Raw genomic sequence first — 16,798 nt, 5'->3', positions numbered from 1 at the left:
TCGACGGTGACGGAGCGGGACGAGGTCATCCACGAGTTCGGTGCGCTGCTCGGCGCCGCCGCCCTGCTGGAGCGCATCGCGGGCCGCGAGCTGGAGCGCCGCTGCGGCATCCGGCACGCGGTGTTCGAGGTGCTGCTGCGGCTGTCGGACGCCGCCCCGGAGTGCCCGGACATGGGCGGGCTGGCCGGCGAGCTGATCCTCACCAGCGGCGGCATGACCCGGCTGGTCGACCGGATGCAGGAGGCCGGTCTCGTCCGGCGCCGCGCGCACGTGGGCGACCGCCGCCGCCACCTGGTAGAGCTCACCGACGCGGGCCGCGCGAAGCTCGACGAGGCGATGCGCGTGCACGCCGAGACGCTCCGCGAGCACTTCGCGGGCCCCCTCACCGAAGACGAGCGCCGCGCCCTCGTCACGACCCTCCGAACCCTCAGCACCACCGCCCGCAAAGTGCTCGGCGACCTCCGCTGAGCCAGGGATTCTCGATCCCCCGGCCGCGGCTCGCTGTGCCTTCCCAGGGGCGGCCCTGGAGGCCGGGGCGGGACATTGAGGCGGGGGTTCGTCATTGCGTGCGGCTGGGGCGTGGCCGGCCGCATGTCGATTGCACGTTCGAGAGAAGTAACTTAAAGTACCGACTATGTCGCAGTCTGTTCGCATTGATGGGGTCAGCCCATCGGCGCGCCGGGCAGCAAAAGGGCACCCGGCGGCTACCGCTCCCGTAAGGAGTGGTTCGCCAAGTCGCGCCGCCTGGGTGTACTGAGGGACCGGCTGGCCGCCGAGCAGGCCGACTGGGACGCCGGCCGTGTGGACGTGGTGCGGGGCGGCCGTCGCTTTCTCAATACCCGGCACCACTTGGAGGACGCCGGGCTCACAGCGGAGGAGTGGCGGGAGTGGTGGGAGGCCGCGCGATGGTTCCTGCATGCCGATGGTGAGTCGGGCAAGCGGTACGGCAATGAAACCATCCGCATCACGCCGCAGGGCGTGGTGTCGATCCGGCTCCCGGCCCCGCTTGCGCATCTGGCCAACGCGCCACATGGCCGGTACGTCCTGTCGGCCTGCGTTGCCTTCAAGCACCAGGGTGAGTGGGCCGACCGCATCGAGAGCAATCGGGCGGTCGCCTACCGCATCCACCTCGACGTCGACCGAGCCCGCTGGTACGTCACGGCGTCCTGGCGGCGCGCCGTCGCACCCACGATCCCCCTGCCGGCCGCGCGTGCCGAGGGCATGGTAGGGGTGGACGTCAACGTCGACCATTTGGCTGCCTGGCAACTGGACCGTCACGGTAACCCCGTCGGCAACTCCCGGCGGTTCGGCTACGACCTGTCCGGCCCGGCCGCCCACCGTGACGCCCAGATCCGGCATGCCATCACCGGCCTGCTGCACTGGGCCTGCCGTCGCGGGGTCGTCGCGATCGGCATCGAGGACCTGAACTTCGCGGCCGAGAAGACGAGGGAGAAGCACGGGCGTCGCAGAAGGTTCCGGGCTCTGATCTCCGGGATGCCGACGGGGAAGTTGAGGGCCCGGCTGGTGGCGATGGCCGCCGAGGCCGGGTTGGCGGTCGTGGCCGTGGACCCTGCCTACACCTCCAAGTGGGGTGCACAACACTGGCAGAAGCCGATGACCAGCAAGAGTAGAAGGGTTTCCCGGCACGATGCGGCGAGCATCGCGATCGGGCGACGCGCCCTAGGGCACCCGATCCGGCGACGGACGGCACCGCCCCCGCACGACCGGAGTGATCGTGCGGGGCATCGGACCGTCCAGGCCGAACCGGGCACCTTCGGGCGTGAGGGACCCCGCCACCCCGGCACGGAACGCGCACACGATGCACGCCTCCCGGCCGGGACGAGAGGAACGCGGGCGACCAGCGCATCCAACACCGTTCGGGATGCGCGCAGCACCGGGACATGGGTCCAAACCCCCTCTGGGCGCTGGTTAGGGACGGTTGTTCATCGCGCTCCTTGGTGGTTAGGTAAGGCTTAGTTAGGTGAGCCTAATCTAATATGTCGGGAGGCCATGGTGGGGCGAGCGGACACGACGGGGACGCCGGTGGGCGGGCCCACGGCGGCGGAACGGGCGCGGACGCTCGCCTACGGCATGGGGGACGCGGTCCTCGCGGCGCCGGGCGTCCCGCACGCGCCGGTCACGGCGTACGCGACCGACCTCGACGGGCGGCCGCTGCTGCTCCTGCCGAAGGGGTCCGCGCTGGTCAGGGCGCTGGACGGGGAGGACGACCTGCCCGCCACGCTGCGGCTGTGCGACGTCGCGCCGGTCCCGCTCGCCGACCGGGTGCGCGGCCGGGCCTGGCTGCACGGGTGGCTGACCGAGCTGCCGCCGGCCGGGCTGCGGAGCGCGGCGCTGCGGCTGGCCCGTCCGCATCCGCGGCCGGAGCTGCTCGACCTCGCCGCCGAGGAGCCGCCGCGGGACGGGGGGTGGACGGTCCTCACGCTGGACGTCGCGCAGGTCGAGATCGAGGACGCCTGGGGCGGCGCGACCCTCGAACCGGAGGAGTACGCGGCCGGCGCGCCGGACCCGTTCGTCGCCATCGGCGCGGGCATCCTGACCCATCTGGACTCCTGCCACCGCGACGAGATGAAGGGCCTGCTGCCGGTGTCGGCGTCGCCGACCGGCGATCCGGGCGGCCTGCCGGAGGTCCGGCCGCTCGCGCTGGACCGGTACGGAATGTGGCTGCGCTGCCGCGCGCCGTCGCCGGACGACGGCGGGACGTTCGATCTGCGGTTGACGTTCGGTGAGCCGGTCAGTGATCTCCACGGCCTGCGCCGGGTGTACCGGCACCTGTTCGCGCACGCGACCCCGTAACCCGTACGGGACGAACACCGACGTATCCGGTCATATGGCCGTGATCTCACGGATGGCGCGGACCGTCCCCGCCGGGACATGCTCGGGTCTCCGGCCGCGGGACGCCGCCCGTCGGCCGCCCGGAACGCACCCGGCCGCCGGCTCGCCCTCGCGGGGTGGGCGATCCGGCGGACGGGGACCGTTCCGGGCGATCCGGCGCCGGCGGCCCCGGCCGGGCCGGTGGTCCGGCGCCGCGGAGCGGAGGCCGGGGGCGTGGTCCGGACCACTGGCCAGGGGACCGCGGGCCCGGCTCCAGGCCACTGCCCGCGATTGGCTCTGCCGCCCGCCCGCCGCCGCACCGCAGGCTGGACACATGACCGGACACCATCCGCAGACCCGAGCCGTCCACCCGCCCGTGATCACGCCGTCCGGCAGCCGCCCGCTCGGCCAGCCGATCTACCAGGGGCACCTGTTCGCCTTCGACGGCGCCGACGACCTCGCCGCCGCGTTCCACGGCCCCGGGCAGGCGTTCCTGTACGGGCGGATGAGCAACCCGACCGTCCGCGCCCTGGAGGAGGCCCTCGCCGGAATCGAGGGCGGTGCCGGGGCCCTCGCCACCGCCGCCGGGATGGGCGCGATCAACGCCGTCCTGATGGCGCTGCTGAAGTCCGGCGACCACGTCATCGCCCAGTCGTCGCTGTACGGCGGCACGTACGCGCTGCTGCACGACCTCGCCGACCGGTGGGGCATCGAGCTGACCCACGTCACGGGCGACGACCCCGCCGAGGTCCGCGCCGCGCTGCGCCCGGAAACGCGGCTGCTCTACCTGGAGACGGTCGCGAACCCGACCACGCACGTCACCGACATCCCCGCGTTCACCGAGGCCGTCCGCGGGACGGGCGTGCTCACCGTCGTCGACAACACCTTTGCGCCGCTGCTGTGCCGGCCCATCGAGCACGGCGCGGACATCGTCGTCCACTCCGTCACCAAGTACCTCAGCGGGCACGGCGACGTCGTCGGCGGCGCCGCCGTGTTCGCCGACCCGGACGTGCACCGCCGCGTCTGGGACCACGCCGTCGAGCTCGGCTCCACCGCCGACCCGTTCGCCGCCTGGCTGACCCTGCGCGGCCTCGCGACCGCGCCGATGCGCGTCGCCCGGCACAGCGCGAACGCCCTCGACCTCGCCCGCCGGCTCGCCGGGCACGCGTCCGTCGACCGCGTCCACTACCCCGGGCTCATCGACCACCCGCAGCACGAGGCCGCGCGGCGGCTGCTGCCGGACGGCGCGGGCGGCGTCCTGTCGTTCGAGCTGGCCGGCGGGCGCGAGGCCGGGCGGGTGTTCAGCGAGTCGGTGCGGCTGGTGTCGCTCAGCCCGTCGCTCGGCGACACCGGCACGCTCGTCATGCATCCGGCGAGCACGTCGCACCGGCAGATGGACGCCGCGTCCCTCGCCGCCGCCGGCATCGGCGAAGGCACCGTGCGACTGGCCGTCGGCCTGGAGGACCCGGGCGATCTGTGGGCCGACATCGAGCAGGCCCTCGCCAAGGCGACCTGACCCATTAATCGCGACGCGTGCCGTCCTCAAGAGCGCCACGAGGACGGCACGCCGCAGGCCGGCGGAGCCTAGAGGTAGAAGCCGGTCGCGGTGGACGGCGCGGCGTGGGTCTCGGGACGGTGCTCGCCCTTGCGGAGCGCGACCAGCTCGGCGAGGGTCGCGCCGTCCGGGCCGATCTCGGCCGCGGCGTCCGAGCCGTCCAGCCACGCCACCGACTCCTCGCGGGACAGCCGGCCCACCTCGATCTGCGCCAGGCACCGGCCCGGCCGCACCACCGCCGGATGCAGCATCGCCAGGTCCTCGTTCGTGGTGATCGCCACCAGGACGTCCCGGCCCTGCCCGAGCATCCCGTCGGTGAGGTTCAGCAGCCGCGACAGGCCCTGGCCCGTCGACTGCTTCGCCTCCCCGCGGATCAGCTCGTCGCAGTCCTCCAGGATGAGCAGCCGCCACCGGCGGTTCTCGTCCTCGTCGTCGCCGACCGCCACCTCCATGAGGTAGCTCGGCGTGCCGAACAGCGCCTCCGGGTCGAGCACGCAGTCCGCCTGGCACCACTTGCCCCACGACCGCGCCAGCGCGCGCAGCGCCGTCGTCTTGCCGGTGCCCGGCGGGCCGTGCAGCAGCAGGAGCCGGCCCGCCACCTCGTCGCGGGTGAGGCTCATCACCTGGTCGAGGGCCTCCGCGACGCTGCCGGTGTAGTTGCCGCGGATCTCCTCCCACGTGTCGGCGGAGATCGCCCGCTCGTCCCGGGACGGCCCGTGCATCCCCATGTGCCAGAAGCCCATCTCGACGCTGGTCTCGTCGGTCTTCGGCGGGTCCGTCGCGTCCTTCACCGACGCGTCCAGCACGGACTCGGCCAGCGCGTCCGACACCGCCGACACCGCGAGGTACGCGCTGCCGTTCTTCCACCGGTTGGTCAGCAGCGTCCAGCCGTCGCCCTCGGCGAGCACCGACTCCTTGCCCTTCTCGCGGGCCACCCGGACCAGGCGCGCGCCGTCCGGGCGCAGCGGCGCCTCCGGGCGGACGTGGTCCAGCCGCGCCGACCGCGACCAGGGCTGCTCGCCGGACGCGAACGGGCGCAGCGACAGCACGTCCATCACGTCGGCGGGGGAGTTGTTGTCGCTGAGGTTGAAGACCACGGGCAGCGTCGACTCCGGCCCCGGATCGGACACGTTCTCCCCGGGCCCGACGAGATGCAGGACGTCCTGCGGCCTCTCCCGCGACATGGTCATATCACTGATCATCAGGCGTGCCGGGCGGGCGCGTCCACCGAATTAGGGACACGCCGCTCAGGAGGCGCCGCCCTCGCCCTGCGCGCGCTCCTCGCGCTCCAGCCGGGACGCCCGGCGCGCCTCCGCCTCCTGGAAGTCGAGCTTCTCGGCCTCCTCCGGCGTCGGCGCGGAGCCGCCGAGATAGGCGGGCTGCCACCACTTCTCGCCCGCCTTCGGGACGTCCGGGTACTCGCGCTGCGCCTTCTCCAGCAGCTCCGACATCCGGGCCCGCAGGTCCTCGGTGACCTGGTCGTAGTCGTCGCCGCGCTTGGGGTACAGCGGCTCGCCGACCAGGATCGTCACCGGCACGTTGCGCTGCAGCAGCCGGCGCTTGCGGCCCTTCGTCCACAGCCGCTGCGGACCCCAGAGCGCGACCGGGATCAGCGGGGTCTTCGACGCCACCGCCATCCGCACCGCGCCGCTCTTGATGTCCTTCACCGTGAAGGAGCGGCTGATCGTCGCCTCCGCGAACACCCCCACGATCTCGCCGCCGCGCAGCGCCTTCAGCGCCGCCGCGTACGACGAGGCGCCCGCCTCCCGGTCGACCGGGATGTGCTTCATCCCGCGCATCAGCGGACCGCCGACCCGGTTGTCGAAGATCTCCTTCTTCGCCATGAACCGCACCAGCCGCCCGGCCGGGTGCGCGGCCAGCCCCGCGAAGATGAAGTCGAGGTAGCTGACGTGGTTGCTGACGAGCACGGCACCGCCCTCGGCGGGAATGTGCTCGGTCCCCTCCAGGCGGAACTTGATGTTCAGGGCCTTGAACACGCCAAGAGCCGTCTTGATCACTGGCGGGTACACGCGTTCGGACATGTCAGCACCGTACTTGAGCGACGCCATGATCAGCGAGTGCGGCGCCGGGATCGCGATGGATCCCACAAGCGGCCGGAACTCTGAGAAGGTGGGGGGTGTGACGTGATCCGCCGATGGTGAAGGGGGATGAGCATGGAACCGTTGGACGCGGCGGCGGACGTGCACGCGCTCATCCGCGACGTGCTCCCGGCGCTGGCGCCCAGCGCCTGGTTCGACTCCGGGACCTCGGAGGTGGTGCTGCCGCTCGGCCGGTCCGAGGCGCGCGCCTCCAGCTGGACGGTCCTGGAGCGCTGTAGCCGCGAGCCGCGCTCGGCGTGGCCGCAGGTGGTGGACGAGTGGGTCCGCGAGGTCGGCGACCGCGCGTTCCTCGCCGTCGGCGAGATGGAGCTGTTCGGCGACGTCCGCGAGCTGCTGCGGCTGCGGATCGTGCCGAAGCTCGCGCCGCGCGACCGGGAGGGCCTCGTCGTCGTCCCCGCCGGCGACCACTTCGACGCGATGGTGATGATCGAGCATCCGCGCTACGGCGGCCCGCTGACCAAGGCCCGCGCCGGCCTGCTCGGCCTGCACAAGCTCGGCTACGTGATGACGAACACCCACGACCGCGAGCTGTCGGACGTCTGCGTGCACGACCAGCCCCTGCTGCCCGGACGCGACGTCCGGGTGGTGACCAAACCCGGCAGCCGGTACGTGTCGGCGCTGCTCAGCGAGGTCGACCAGTTCCTCCCGGGGCCGAACGAGCACGGCGCGCTCGTCGGCGCCCCGTGCCACAGCACGCTGCTGCTGTACCCGATCACGTCCCAGGCCGTCCGCGAGGTGCTCCCCGTCTTCGCCGACGTCGTCCGGGAGATGCACGCCGCCGCCGACGACCCGTGCGCCCCCGGCGTCTACTGGAGCCACGGCGAGCGCCGCCTCACCCCCCTCCCCGCCGACGCCCCGGCGCACGCCTCGGACGAGTTCGCCGCCCTCCTCCGCCGCCTGCCGAGCTAGCCCAGGGGGGCGACCCCCTGGAACCCCCGTTGCGACGGACGAGGCGTTTCCCGCTCCGCTGGCGCTCCGCGTGAAACGCCTCGTCCGTCGTCGGGCGTGCCCGCTGCGCTCGCTGCACTCGCTCCGCGTGCACGCCCGTGCCGGGGGCTGGGGTCTGCTCTTTCGTATGCGTGTTCAGCCGGCTCTTAGGGGAGTTTCCAGTCGAGAGGCTGGGCGCCTTGCTGCTCCAGGAGCTGGTTGGCGCGGGTGAAGGGGCGGGAGCCGAAGAAGCCGCTGTTGGCGGAGTAGGGGCTCGGGTGCGGCGACTCGATGCAGGGGACGCCCCCGAGCATCGGCTTGAGGTTGCGGGCGTCGCGGCCCCACAGGATCGCGACGAGCGGGCGGTCGCGGGCGGCGAGGGCGCGGATGGCCTGCTCGGTCACCTGCTCCCAGCCCTTGTCGCGGTGCGAGCCGGGCTTGCGCGGCATGACGGTCAGGGACCTGTTCAGCAGCAGGACGCCGCGCTCGGCCCAGGGCGTGAGGTCGCCGTTGGACGGCTCCGGGTGGCCGAGGTCGTCGCAGTACTCGCGGAAGATGTTGACCAGGCTGGCGGGCAGCGGCCGGACGTCCGGGGCCACCGAGAAGCTGAGGCCGACCGGGTGGCCGGGCGTGGGATAGGGGTCCTGGCCGACGATCAGCACCCGGACCTCGTCGAACGGCTGGGTGAAGGCGCGCAGGATGAGGTTGCCGGCGGGCAGGTAGCGGCGTCCGGCGGCGACCTCGGCGCGCAGCCAGTCGCCGGCGGCCGCGATCGTCCCGGCGACGGGGGCGAGGGCCTGCGCCCAGCCGGCTTCGACGATCTCGGTGAGGGGGCGTGCCGTCATGGCGCCCCAGCCTAGTGCGGTGATCACCGGGCCGGAGGGCGAACCGTTTCTTGATCAGGCCTGTGCCGTTCGCTGACCGCATCGGGACGCCGGATCGGGAAAAGGTTCCCTGGTTGCCCGAATCGGCAGATGAACCGAGTGAAACGTCCCGTTAAGTCGGTGTTACTTTCCGGCGCGGGGCGTTGACCCACCGCGTCCGCCGCCGAAACCTGGAAGGGCGGGCGACTGCCGGACGAGCGGACGGGACCAACGGATGACGCAGCTGACCAGCGTGGACGCGACCTTCCTGAACGCCGAGGTGGGCAACGTGCAGGCGCACATCGCGGGGCTCGGGGTGCTCGATCCCGCGTCCTGCCCGGGCGGGCGGCTCACCGCCGAGATGGTGGCGGAGCTGGTGCGCGACCGCGCCCACCTGGCGGCGCCGCTGCGGCGGCGGCTCGTCCAGGTGCCGTTCGGCCTGGACTTCCCGTACTGGGAGGACGACCCGGACTTCGCGCCGGAGAAGCACATCGTCGAGATCGGGCTGCCGTCGCCGGGCGACGACCGGCAGCTCGCGGACGCGGTCGCGATGCTGCACGAGCAGCCGCTCGACCGGTCCCGCCCGCTGTGGGGGATCGCGCTCATCCAGGGTCTGCGGGGCGGGCGCGTCGCCGTGTACGTGAAGGTGCACCACGCGGCGATCGACGGGGTGCTGGCGGCCGAGACGCTGGCCGCGCTCCTCGACCTGGCGCCCGAGCCGAGGGAACTGCCGCCGGACGACGCCGAGCCCGACCGCGCACCGAGCCCCGCGAGCATGATCGGGGCGGGCCTGGTGCGGGCGGTGGTGCAGCCGGTCCGGACAGCGCTGTCGCTCGCGCGCACCGTCCCGTACCTGGACGAGATCCCGGGCCTCGCGTCCATCCCGGGCGTCGGGTCCATGGCGTCGCTGGTGCAGGGCGCGCTCGGCCGGCCCGCGGCCCCGCCGGTGCCGCGGGTCGCCGCGCCGCCGACCCCGTTCAACCGGCCGGTGGGGCGGCGCCGCGCCGTCGCCTTCGGCGAGCTGCCGCTCGCGGACGTCAAGGAGATCCGGCGGGGGCTCGGCGGCAGCGTGAACGACGTGGTCATGGCGCTGTGCGCGACCGCGCTGCGGCAGTGGCTGGACAAGCGCGGCGACCTGCCGGACGGGCCGCTCGTCGCGGGCGTGCCGGTGTCGCTGCGGCTCGCGGGCGGTGCCGGCCCCGGCGGCAACCAGGTGTCGATCATGAGCACGCCGCTGGCCACCCACGTCCCCGACCCGGCGGAGCGGTACGCCGCCGTCCGGCGCGACATGGACCTGGTCAAGCGGCGGTTCAGCGCCTCGTCGGGCGGCTGGGTGCGGGAGCTGAGCGGGCTGCTGCCCGCGCCGCTCGCGTCCGTCGCCACCCGGTTCGCGCTGCAGGCCGCGTCGGCGGTGGCGCTGCGCCCGGTGAACCTGGTGGTGTCGAACGTGCCGGGCCCGCAGTTCCCGCTGTACCTGTGCGGCGCGCGGGTGCTCGGCTACTACCCGATCTCGGTCATCACGGACGTCAGCGGCGGGATGAACATCACGGTCTTCTCCTACGACGGCAAGGTGGACGTCGGCATCGTCGCCTGCCGCGACCTGGTGCCCGACCCCTCCGAGATCATCGACCACCTGGAGGACGCGCTGGACGAGCTGAGGTCGCTCAGCCGGTAGGCCCGCGGCGAGACCTGACGCCCAGGGCGGTGCGGTGCCGGCGGGCCAGGGCCAGTGCGGCGGCGCCGGCCGGTTGGATCGGTTCGGGGTCCGGTGCGTCGAGGTGCGCCGTGGAGACGCGGCCCTCGTCGTTGACGGTGACGAGGCCGCCGAACAGTTCCGTGAACGCTTCGTCGTCCATCACTACGGCGGTCAGGACGTCGAGGGCGAACGTCAGCGGGTCGACGCCGAGGCCGAGGAAATGGGCGCGGATGCGGCGCTCGTTCCGCGCTCGTGTCATCGCCTGATGGAAAGGCCATTCCTGCTGGACGAAGTCGTCGCCGTAGTCCTCGTCCATTCCGAGCAGTTCCTCGGCGTATTCGCGGACCATGCAGCGCCAAAGGTCGAGGTCTTCCCGTTCGTCCTTCAGCGGCTGGAAGACGCCGACCGGCATCACCTGGTGGAGGCCGCCCGCGTGCGCGACCTTCGCCGGGTCGCGCCAGTGCAGGACGTACGAGCCGGACGTCGTGACGGTCAGCGTCGTGATCGCGCAGAGAGCCGTCCGGCGGCGCAGGTCGCACGGGTCGCCGACGCGTTCGCGCAGGCCGTCGCGGCCGGCGGCGAGTTCGTGCGCGGCGGCCTCGCCGACGTTCACGCCCTCGAAGTACCGGCCGGGACCGAACCGCAGCACGGGAGGGGCGGCGGCGAGGAGGCGGTAGCTCGGCCGGTCGTCGAAGATCCTCGGCGGCGCGAGCGCGGCCATGGCCTCGGCGTAGGTGCCGTAGCCATCCGGGAGCCCGTCGGACGGCGCGGCCACGGCGGGCGGGACGGGTGCGGGGTCCCATTCGAGCCGGACGTCCTCCAGCGGGACGGGCGCGTCCGGGATCCACTCCGGGCCGCACATCAGCCGGGTCCCCGCGACGCGCGGGTGGGCGGGGTAGAGGCCGCTCGCGAGCCGGCCGAGGCGGTCGCGGCCGGTGTGCAGCAGTGCCCGCTCGGCGCGCCAGCGCTCCTCGTCAGGGTTCATCACGTCCGACCGTAGGCCATCGGGGACCGCCGGGTCCGGCGCCGGGCCACCGGCGAACGTCACCTAAAGTAACTTTACGTGCAGACCGCCCAAAGTACCGAAAACCCCCTGGAACCCCTGGAGAAGCAGAGCGCCGCGCCCCTCGCCTGGGCGCTGTGGGGAGTCGGCGTCCTCGCCTACATCGTGGCGGTCCTGCACCGGACGTCCTTCGGCGTCGCCGGCATCGACGCCGTCCACCGCTTCGGCGCGTCCGCCGGCATGCTCGCCTCCTTCACCGTCCTCCAGCTCCTCGTCTACGCCGGCCTGCAGATCCCCGTCGGCCTCCTGCTGGACCGCGTCGGGCCCCGCCGGATGATCGCCGGCGGCGCGCTGCTGATGGCCGCCGGGCAGGCGCTGATGGCCGTCGCCGGCTCCGTCGGCGCCGCCGTCGCCGCCCGCGTCCTGGTCGGCGCCGGCGACGCGATGACCTTCATCAGCGTGCTGTCCATCGTCGCCACCTGGTTCCCCGGCCGGCAGGCGCCCGTCGTCACCCAGCTCACCGGGCTGCTCGGGCAGCTCGGCCAGGTGCTCAGCGCCGTCCCGCTCGTCGCGCTCCTGCACGGCCCCGGCTGGACCACCGCGTTCGGCTCCGCCGCCGCCCTCGGCGTCCTCGTCGGCGTGCTGTCGATCGCCGTCCTGCGCGACTCCGCGCCCGGCGCCGTCCGCCCCGCCGCCCCGTCGCCGCGGCAGGTCGGCCACGACCTGCGCGCCGCCTTCCGGCACCCCGGCACCCGCCTCGGCCTCTGGACGCACTTCGTCACCCAGTTCTCGTCCAACACCTTCGCGCTCATGTGGGGCTACCCGTACCTGGTGTCCGGCCAGGGCATGCGACCGTCCGCCGCGTCCACCCTGCTCACGCTGTTCGTGCTGGCCAACGTCGTGTCCGGGCCGTTCGTCGGGCGGCTCGTCGCCCGCTACCCGATGCGGCGCTCCCGGCTCGTCCTCGGCATCGTCGCGGTCAACGCGGGCGCCTGGGCCGCCGTCCTCGCCTGCCCGCCGCCCGCCCCGGCCTGGCTACTGGTCCTGCTGGTGGTCTGCGTCGCGCTCGGCGGCCCCGGCGCCATGATCGGCTTCGACTACGCCCGCACCTTCAACCCGCCCGCCCGGCAGGGCACCGCCACCGGCATCGTCAACGTCGGCGGCTTCGTCGCCGCGCTGATCACCATCCTGCTGATCGGCTTCGTGCTGGACGCCCTGTCGCCCGGCAAGGACTTCACCCCGGCCGCGTTCCGCGCCGCCTGGACCGTCCAGGTCCTCATCTGGACGGTCGGCGTCGCCGGCGTCCTGCGCACCCGCCACCTCACCCGCCGCCACCTCGCCCTCTCCGAAGGCTGAGACGCCGCCGGAAAACCCTTTTCCCGCCGACCGAAATCCGTTCCGGCGGTGGTCAGATATGCGTTGACGGCCCGTAGACGACGCTGTGTAGAGTTGAGCCGTTTCGTGCCATATCAAGATGGGGGCGAGAATGGCGGACGACGGTGACCGCACGGCCATCTGGACGCAGGTCGTCTACGTCCCGTCCCGCCGTTTCCAGCAGGGCGACACCGCCGCCGAATTCGCGCTGAGCCGCTTCGAGGACGGCCGCCGCGTCCTGCCCATGTACTCCTCCCTGGAACTCCTCGTCGCCGGCTGCGGCGAGGACCAGCCCTGGGTCGCCGTCCAGCTCCAGGCGCCCGAGGGCATCGAGGAACTCGCCGAGATCGCCGGAGCCGACGTCGTCCTCTGGGACGTCGACTTCACCCAGGTGGAAGGAGACGCCCCATGACCGACGGCCTCATCCCCGGTGGAGGCGGCGGCTACCTCCTCTACAACGGCGCCCTCGGGCAGCTCGCCCAGCGCCTCCACACCACCGGCGCGAAGCTGGACGGCCAGGCCGCGACCGCGCCCGACGCCCCCGACGCCGGCGTCTGCACCGCGGCGGTCGCCTCAGTCCTGGAACTGTTCGCCGAGTCCCTCGGCGGGGTCGTGGACGCGTTCTCCGTGTCCGCCGACACCGTCGTCCACAACCAGGGCATTTACGCCAAGGCCGAGCAGACCATCAAGTACGTGAACACCCCCGAAGGCTGCAAGATCGTCCGGGGGATCTTCTGAGATGCCCCTCGACACCGAGATCAAGGGCGATCCCGCCGCCCTCCGCGCCACCGGCACCTGGCTGCAGCGGACCTCCGGCGCGGCCGGCCAGGCGTCCGCCGAGCTCCAGCGCACCCGCACGCAGTCGCAGCCCGGGTGGGGCGGGACGGCCGCGAGCGGCTACCGCTACGTCATGGCGAACTTCGGCACCAGGATCGACGGCGTCTCCAGCGACCTCGGCCGCACCGGCAAGGCCCTCGACGAGCACGCCCGCGACCTCGACGACTGCCGGGCCGCCATGAAGCGCGCCCGGGACATCGCCACCGGCGCCGGCCTCCGCGTCGACGCCTACACCATCCACGAGCCCGGCCCACCCCCACCGCGCACCGGCCTCGCCGGCGCGCAGGGCCCCTACCCCTACGCCCCGGGAACGCCGGTGGCCCGTGCCCAGAAGGCCTACGAAGGCGAACTCCTGGCTTATGCCGGCAAGGTGCGCGCGTACACCGACGCCGCACTCATCGTCTCGGCATGCCGCAAGAAGGAGACGGCCTCCCAGAAGACCTTGCTGCAGTTCCTGGAGGGCTTCAACGAAACGACCCCCTTCAACGTCGCCAACCTCGGCATCGGCTACGCCGGGGGCCTCATAGCCCGCAGCCGGAGATTCGCGGAACTCGCGAAGGCGTGGGAGGAGAAGGCGCTCGAAGGAGCCAGTCTCCTCGATAAGGACCTGCCACCGGTCACCAGGCGGAGCGTCATCATCAGGAAGGCCACCTACGACGTCGAAGCCAACCGGTACCGGCAGTTGAGCCAGGACAACAAGATCTTGACGGCTCTGGAGCACGTGCCCGGCGGGAAATGGCTGCTCGACGGTGACCAGATTCCGCGGAGCCTCACCGAGGTCCCGGGCCTGGGGAAGGTCGGACTGGCGAGCAAGGGCATCCCGGTCGCCGGCTGGATCGTCACAGGGCTCGCCATCGGGAATGACATCCGCCAGGGAAAGAAGCCGGTGAAGTCGGCCGCGGCCGAGATCGGCGGCACCGTGGCCGGTTCCGCCGTCACCGGCGCAGTGGACGGGGCGATCACGGGGCCCGAGGGGGCCGTGATCGGCGGGCTCGCCGGCGTCATCGTCGGGGCGGGCGTGGCCTTCGGCGTCGACAAGTGGGGCGGGACGGTCGCCTCCAAGTTCGCCGAATCGGGAAGCGGGCTGCTCCATGGCGCCGCCGACGGCGCCAAGGAGCTCTCTTGGCCGAGGTTCCGGTGAAAGGACCGACAAGGGGGAAACTGCCTCCGAGGCCGGACGCGCTGACCGGGTTGCCGAGGCCGCCGGAGGCTCCGGACCTCCGCGAATGGGACGGGCCATTGAGGGCTCCGAGGAGGCGGCGTCCGCGGCCGCCTCGCGGGCGGGGCGTCACCTTGGAATGGACGCCGCGGCAGCGGGACCACAAGGTCCTCGGGGCGTTCCTCACTCTCGGCGTCATCGGAGCGATCTACCTCGCGATCGCGAACCGGGGTTTCGGCTGGACGCTGGACTGGCGCATGTGGGTTCTGCTGTTCGCGCTCTCGGGCCTGGGGGCGCTTTTCGGCCTCATCGAATGGCGGATCGACTGCGGGGCCGACTGGCTTCGCTGCGCCTGGAGGTGGGTGAAGCTGTACGAGCTGGCCGAGATCGAGGTCACCCTTGGACAGGAGTTGCGGCTCAAGGACAGGGGTGAGCGGGAGGTCAAGATCGAGCTGAAAGAGTTCGGCAAGAACCGGCGGCTCTGGGATCTCGTCTACAACGGGATCCAGCACTCCTACCACTACGGCGGGGCGACGGCGGATTCCGGGACCCGGTCGTCGCTGAGTCTCTACCAGCCGGTTCTGGTGCCGCTCACCGGGTTCGAGGACGAGAGCGAGATCGTCGAGCACGACGTGGACGCGGCCGTCCGGGACTTCCTCGGGTGGGAGCCGGACTCGCCGAAGGATCGGGCCCGGATGCGCAAGCGGGAGGCCGAGCTGCGCGAGGCGTGGTGGCCCGGCGGCGGGGACGAGGAGCCGCCGCCGGGCGGGTGAGTCAGGCGCGCAGCTCCAGCGTGCAGCACTTGGGGCCGCCGCCGGCCTTGCGGAGTTCGGACAGGTCCACCGGGACGGGCTCGTACCCGTGCTCGCGCAGCGTGCCGATCAGGCCCGCGGCCTCGGCGTTGATGACGACGTTGCGGCCGTCGCAGACGGCGTTGAGGCCGAGGACGGCCGCGTCGGCCTCGCCGGCGATGAGGGCGTCCGGGAAGAGCCGTTCGAGGACCGCGCGGCTGCCGGGGGAGAAGGCGCCCGGGTAGTAGGCGACGTTCGAGCCGCCGAGCGGGAACAGCGCGGTGTCCAGGTGGTAGAAGCGCGGGTCGATCAGCCGCAGGGTCACCACGGGGCGGCCGAGGAACTCCTGCGCCTCCTGGTGGGCGGCGATGTCGGTGCGGAAGCCCGTCCCGGCGAGGATGACGTGGTCGAGCGTGAGGAAGTCGCCCTCGCCCTCGTTGGTGTGCTCGGGCGGGAGGACGTCCGGGAAGCCGTTCTTGCGGAGCCAGTCGGTGTAGGCGGGGCCTTCGGCGGACCGCTCGGGGAAGGTGAACTTCGCGCCGTAGGCGCGCCCGCCGACGACGAGGGCGCCGTTCGCGGCGAACACCATGTCCGGAAGGCCCTCGATCGGATCGATGAGGCTGACCTCGTGCCCGAGCGCGGCGTAGGCGGCGCGCAGCGCCTCCCACTGCTCGACGGCCCGCCCCGCGTCCGCGCCGGCGGCCGGGTCCATCCACGGGTTGATGGCGTAGGTCACGGCGAAGTGGTCGGGACGGCACATCAGGTAGTGCCGCCGCAGCGCGGTGCGCCGCGGGGTGGTCGGCTCCGTCGCCGGCATCACGGTCATGCTCGTCTCCTGGGCTTCCAAAGGGACTCGACTGAGCGAAAGCCTAGAAACGAAAGCACCGCATTCCAATGCGTCGACCTTGCGCTGACCTGCGGATTCGTTGCGCGTTCCGGTGGCTGGGCGGCGATTCGTTGCGGCCGCGGAGACGGGGTGACGGGGCGTCAGGGCAGCGGCGTGAACATGTGGTCGAGCATGGTGTGCAGGAAGGCGCGGAAGCCCGCGACGTCGTCGTGAGGGCAGGGCGCGCTGCTCGGCGTGTGGCGTTGCGGCGCCTGTTCCGGCCCGCTGCGGACCAGGCCGCCGGTGAGGAAGCCGTAGACGCACCAGACGACGGACCAGATCAGGTAGTCGGGGTCGACGTCGGGCGGGACGAGGCCGCGCACGGTGTCGGCGATGTCGCGCGACAGCGGCCTGGTGTAGATCTCCTCCAGGTCGGGCAGGTCGGCGGCGTCGCCCATCCACCGGTGCTGCCAGAGCGCCAGCACCTGCGGGTGGGAGACGTAGAAGTCCAGGTAGGCGTCCGCGAGCATGATCACGCCGCCCAGGTCCGGCGTGAACCCGGCGAGCGCGTCCCGCAGCGCCGCCTCCTCGACCTCGTCGGCGTTGCGCATCACGGCGCGGTACAGCTCCGCCTTGGTCGCGGCGATGCCGTGGACGGCGCCGATGTCGTAGCCCGCCGCGTCGGCGATCATCTGCAGCGACGTCCCGTCGTACCCGAGTTCGGCGAAGATCCGCGTCGCGGTCTCGATCAGCCGGCCCTCTTCGGTTCCCCCCATGTGCTCACTCTAAGTGACGCGTTCGCGACGGTCGCGGGG

At 72.6% G+C, this 16,798-nt stretch carries 17 protein-coding genes; 11 read left to right on the top strand and 6 right to left on the bottom strand.

Annotated features, from left to right (window positions below; all coding sequences use genetic code 11):
- Positions 1 to 6 precede the first annotated feature (6 nt).
- The 4 genes from J4709_RS51875 to J4709_RS51860 all read left to right on the top strand — a co-directional run bounded on the left by J4709_RS51875 (position 7) and on the right by J4709_RS51860 (position 4,348).
- A complete protein-coding gene (locus tag J4709_RS51875) occupies positions 7 to 468 on the top strand; it encodes a MarR family winged helix-turn-helix transcriptional regulator (RefSeq protein WP_307802172.1) in 462 nt (153 codons plus the stop codon).
- A gap of 333 nt (positions 469 to 801) precedes the next feature.
- Positions 802 to 1,977: a hypothetical protein gene (locus tag J4709_RS51870; RefSeq protein ID WP_208252920.1), complete on the top strand. Its 1,176-nt coding sequence runs from the start codon at positions 802 to 804 to the stop codon at positions 1,975 to 1,977.
- A 66-nt stretch (positions 1,978 to 2,043) separates the two neighbouring features.
- Positions 2,044 to 2,814: a DUF2470 domain-containing protein gene (locus J4709_RS51865; RefSeq protein ID WP_307802171.1), complete on the top strand. Its 771-nt coding sequence runs from the start codon at positions 2,044 to 2,046 to the stop codon at positions 2,812 to 2,814.
- 352 nt (positions 2,815 to 3,166) lie between these two features.
- Complete coding sequence (locus J4709_RS51860) at positions 3,167 to 4,348, top strand: trans-sulfuration enzyme family protein (RefSeq protein ID WP_208252918.1); 1,182 nt, start codon at positions 3,167 to 3,169, stop codon at positions 4,346 to 4,348.
- A gap of 68 nt (positions 4,349 to 4,416) precedes the next feature.
- Here J4709_RS51860 and J4709_RS51855 read toward each other — a convergent pair whose 3' ends face one another.
- On the bottom strand, positions 4,417 to 5,577 hold the full coding sequence (locus tag J4709_RS51855) for a DUF5925 domain-containing protein (protein WP_232385394.1): 1,161 nt from the start codon (positions 5,575 to 5,577) through the stop codon (positions 4,417 to 4,419).
- A 57-nt stretch (positions 5,578 to 5,634) separates the two neighbouring features.
- Positions 5,635 to 6,429: a lysophospholipid acyltransferase family protein gene (locus J4709_RS51850; RefSeq protein ID WP_208252917.1), complete on the bottom strand. Its 795-nt coding sequence runs from the start codon at positions 6,427 to 6,429 to the stop codon at positions 5,635 to 5,637.
- A gap of 132 nt (positions 6,430 to 6,561) precedes the next feature.
- On the opposite strand from J4709_RS51850, the gene J4709_RS51845 reads away from it, so the two are divergent.
- Positions 6,562 to 7,416 (top strand): hypothetical protein, encoded by an 855-nt coding sequence (locus J4709_RS51845; RefSeq protein WP_232385393.1) that lies wholly within the window; start codon positions 6,562 to 6,564, stop codon positions 7,414 to 7,416.
- Positions 7,417 to 7,601: 185 nt separating this feature from the next.
- Here the strand turns inward: J4709_RS51845 and J4709_RS51840 are convergent, their stop codons facing one another.
- Positions 7,602 to 8,279, bottom strand: coding sequence for a uracil-DNA glycosylase (locus J4709_RS51840; RefSeq protein WP_208252915.1), 678 nt, complete (start codon positions 8,277 to 8,279; stop codon positions 7,602 to 7,604).
- Positions 8,280 to 8,532: 253 nt separating this feature from the next.
- Here J4709_RS51840 and J4709_RS51835 point away from each other — a divergent pair, with 253 nt between their 5' ends.
- Positions 8,533 to 9,972 carry a WS/DGAT/MGAT family O-acyltransferase gene (locus J4709_RS51835; RefSeq protein WP_208252914.1) on the top strand — a complete coding sequence of 480 codons (1,440 nt, stop codon included), beginning with the start codon at positions 8,533 to 8,535 and terminating at the stop codon, positions 9,970 to 9,972.
- Here J4709_RS51835 and J4709_RS51830 read toward each other — a convergent pair.
- Complete coding sequence (locus J4709_RS51830) at positions 9,962 to 10,978, bottom strand: hypothetical protein (RefSeq protein WP_208252913.1); 1,017 nt, start codon at positions 10,976 to 10,978, stop codon at positions 9,962 to 9,964. The two genes, J4709_RS51835 and J4709_RS51830, sit on opposite strands and share 11 nt — an antisense overlap.
- Before the next feature lie 78 nt (positions 10,979 to 11,056).
- Between J4709_RS51830 and J4709_RS51825 the strand changes: the two genes are divergently transcribed.
- From J4709_RS51825 to J4709_RS51805, 5 genes are all read left to right on the top strand, one after another.
- Positions 11,057 to 12,352: an MFS transporter gene (locus tag J4709_RS51825; protein ID WP_307802170.1), complete on the top strand. Its 1,296-nt coding sequence runs from the start codon at positions 11,057 to 11,059 to the stop codon at positions 12,350 to 12,352.
- A gap of 130 nt (positions 12,353 to 12,482) precedes the next feature.
- Positions 12,483 to 12,782 (top strand): SAV_915 family protein, encoded by a 300-nt coding sequence (locus J4709_RS51820; RefSeq protein WP_208252912.1) that lies wholly within the window; start codon positions 12,483 to 12,485, stop codon positions 12,780 to 12,782.
- The gene (locus J4709_RS51815) at positions 12,779 to 13,108 is read left to right on the top strand and encodes a hypothetical protein (RefSeq protein WP_208252911.1); all 330 of its coding nucleotides are present in this window, start codon (positions 12,779 to 12,781) and stop codon (positions 13,106 to 13,108) included. Before J4709_RS51820 ends, J4709_RS51815 begins: the two co-directional genes overlap by 4 nt.
- A 1-nt stretch (position 13,109) precedes the next feature.
- Positions 13,110 to 14,348 (top strand): WXG100 family type VII secretion target, encoded by a 1,239-nt coding sequence (locus J4709_RS51810; protein ID WP_208252910.1) that lies wholly within the window; start codon positions 13,110 to 13,112, stop codon positions 14,346 to 14,348.
- 152 nt (positions 14,349 to 14,500) lie between these two features.
- A complete protein-coding gene (locus J4709_RS51805; RefSeq protein ID WP_208252909.1) occupies positions 14,501 to 15,139 on the top strand; it encodes a hypothetical protein in 639 nt (212 codons plus the stop codon).
- A 1-nt stretch (position 15,140) separates the two neighbouring features.
- Here the strand turns inward: J4709_RS51805 and ddaH are convergent, their stop codons facing one another.
- Positions 15,141 to 15,983 carry a dimethylargininase gene (gene ddaH, locus J4709_RS51800; protein ID WP_208252908.1) on the bottom strand — a complete coding sequence of 281 codons (843 nt, stop codon included), beginning with the start codon at positions 15,981 to 15,983 and terminating at the stop codon, positions 15,141 to 15,143.
- 161 nt (positions 15,984 to 16,144) lie between these two features.
- On the bottom strand, positions 16,145 to 16,759 hold the full coding sequence (locus tag J4709_RS51795) for a TetR/AcrR family transcriptional regulator (RefSeq protein ID WP_208252907.1): 615 nt from the start codon (positions 16,757 to 16,759) through the stop codon (positions 16,145 to 16,147).
- Positions 16,760 to 16,798: the final 39 nt, after the last annotated feature.

It is taken from the genome of Actinomadura violacea, from assembly GCF_017573465.1.
GTDB lineage: Bacteria > Actinomycetota > Actinomycetes > Streptosporangiales > Streptosporangiaceae > Spirillospora > Spirillospora violacea.
This window is presented reverse-complemented; position numbering and strand designations above follow the sequence as displayed.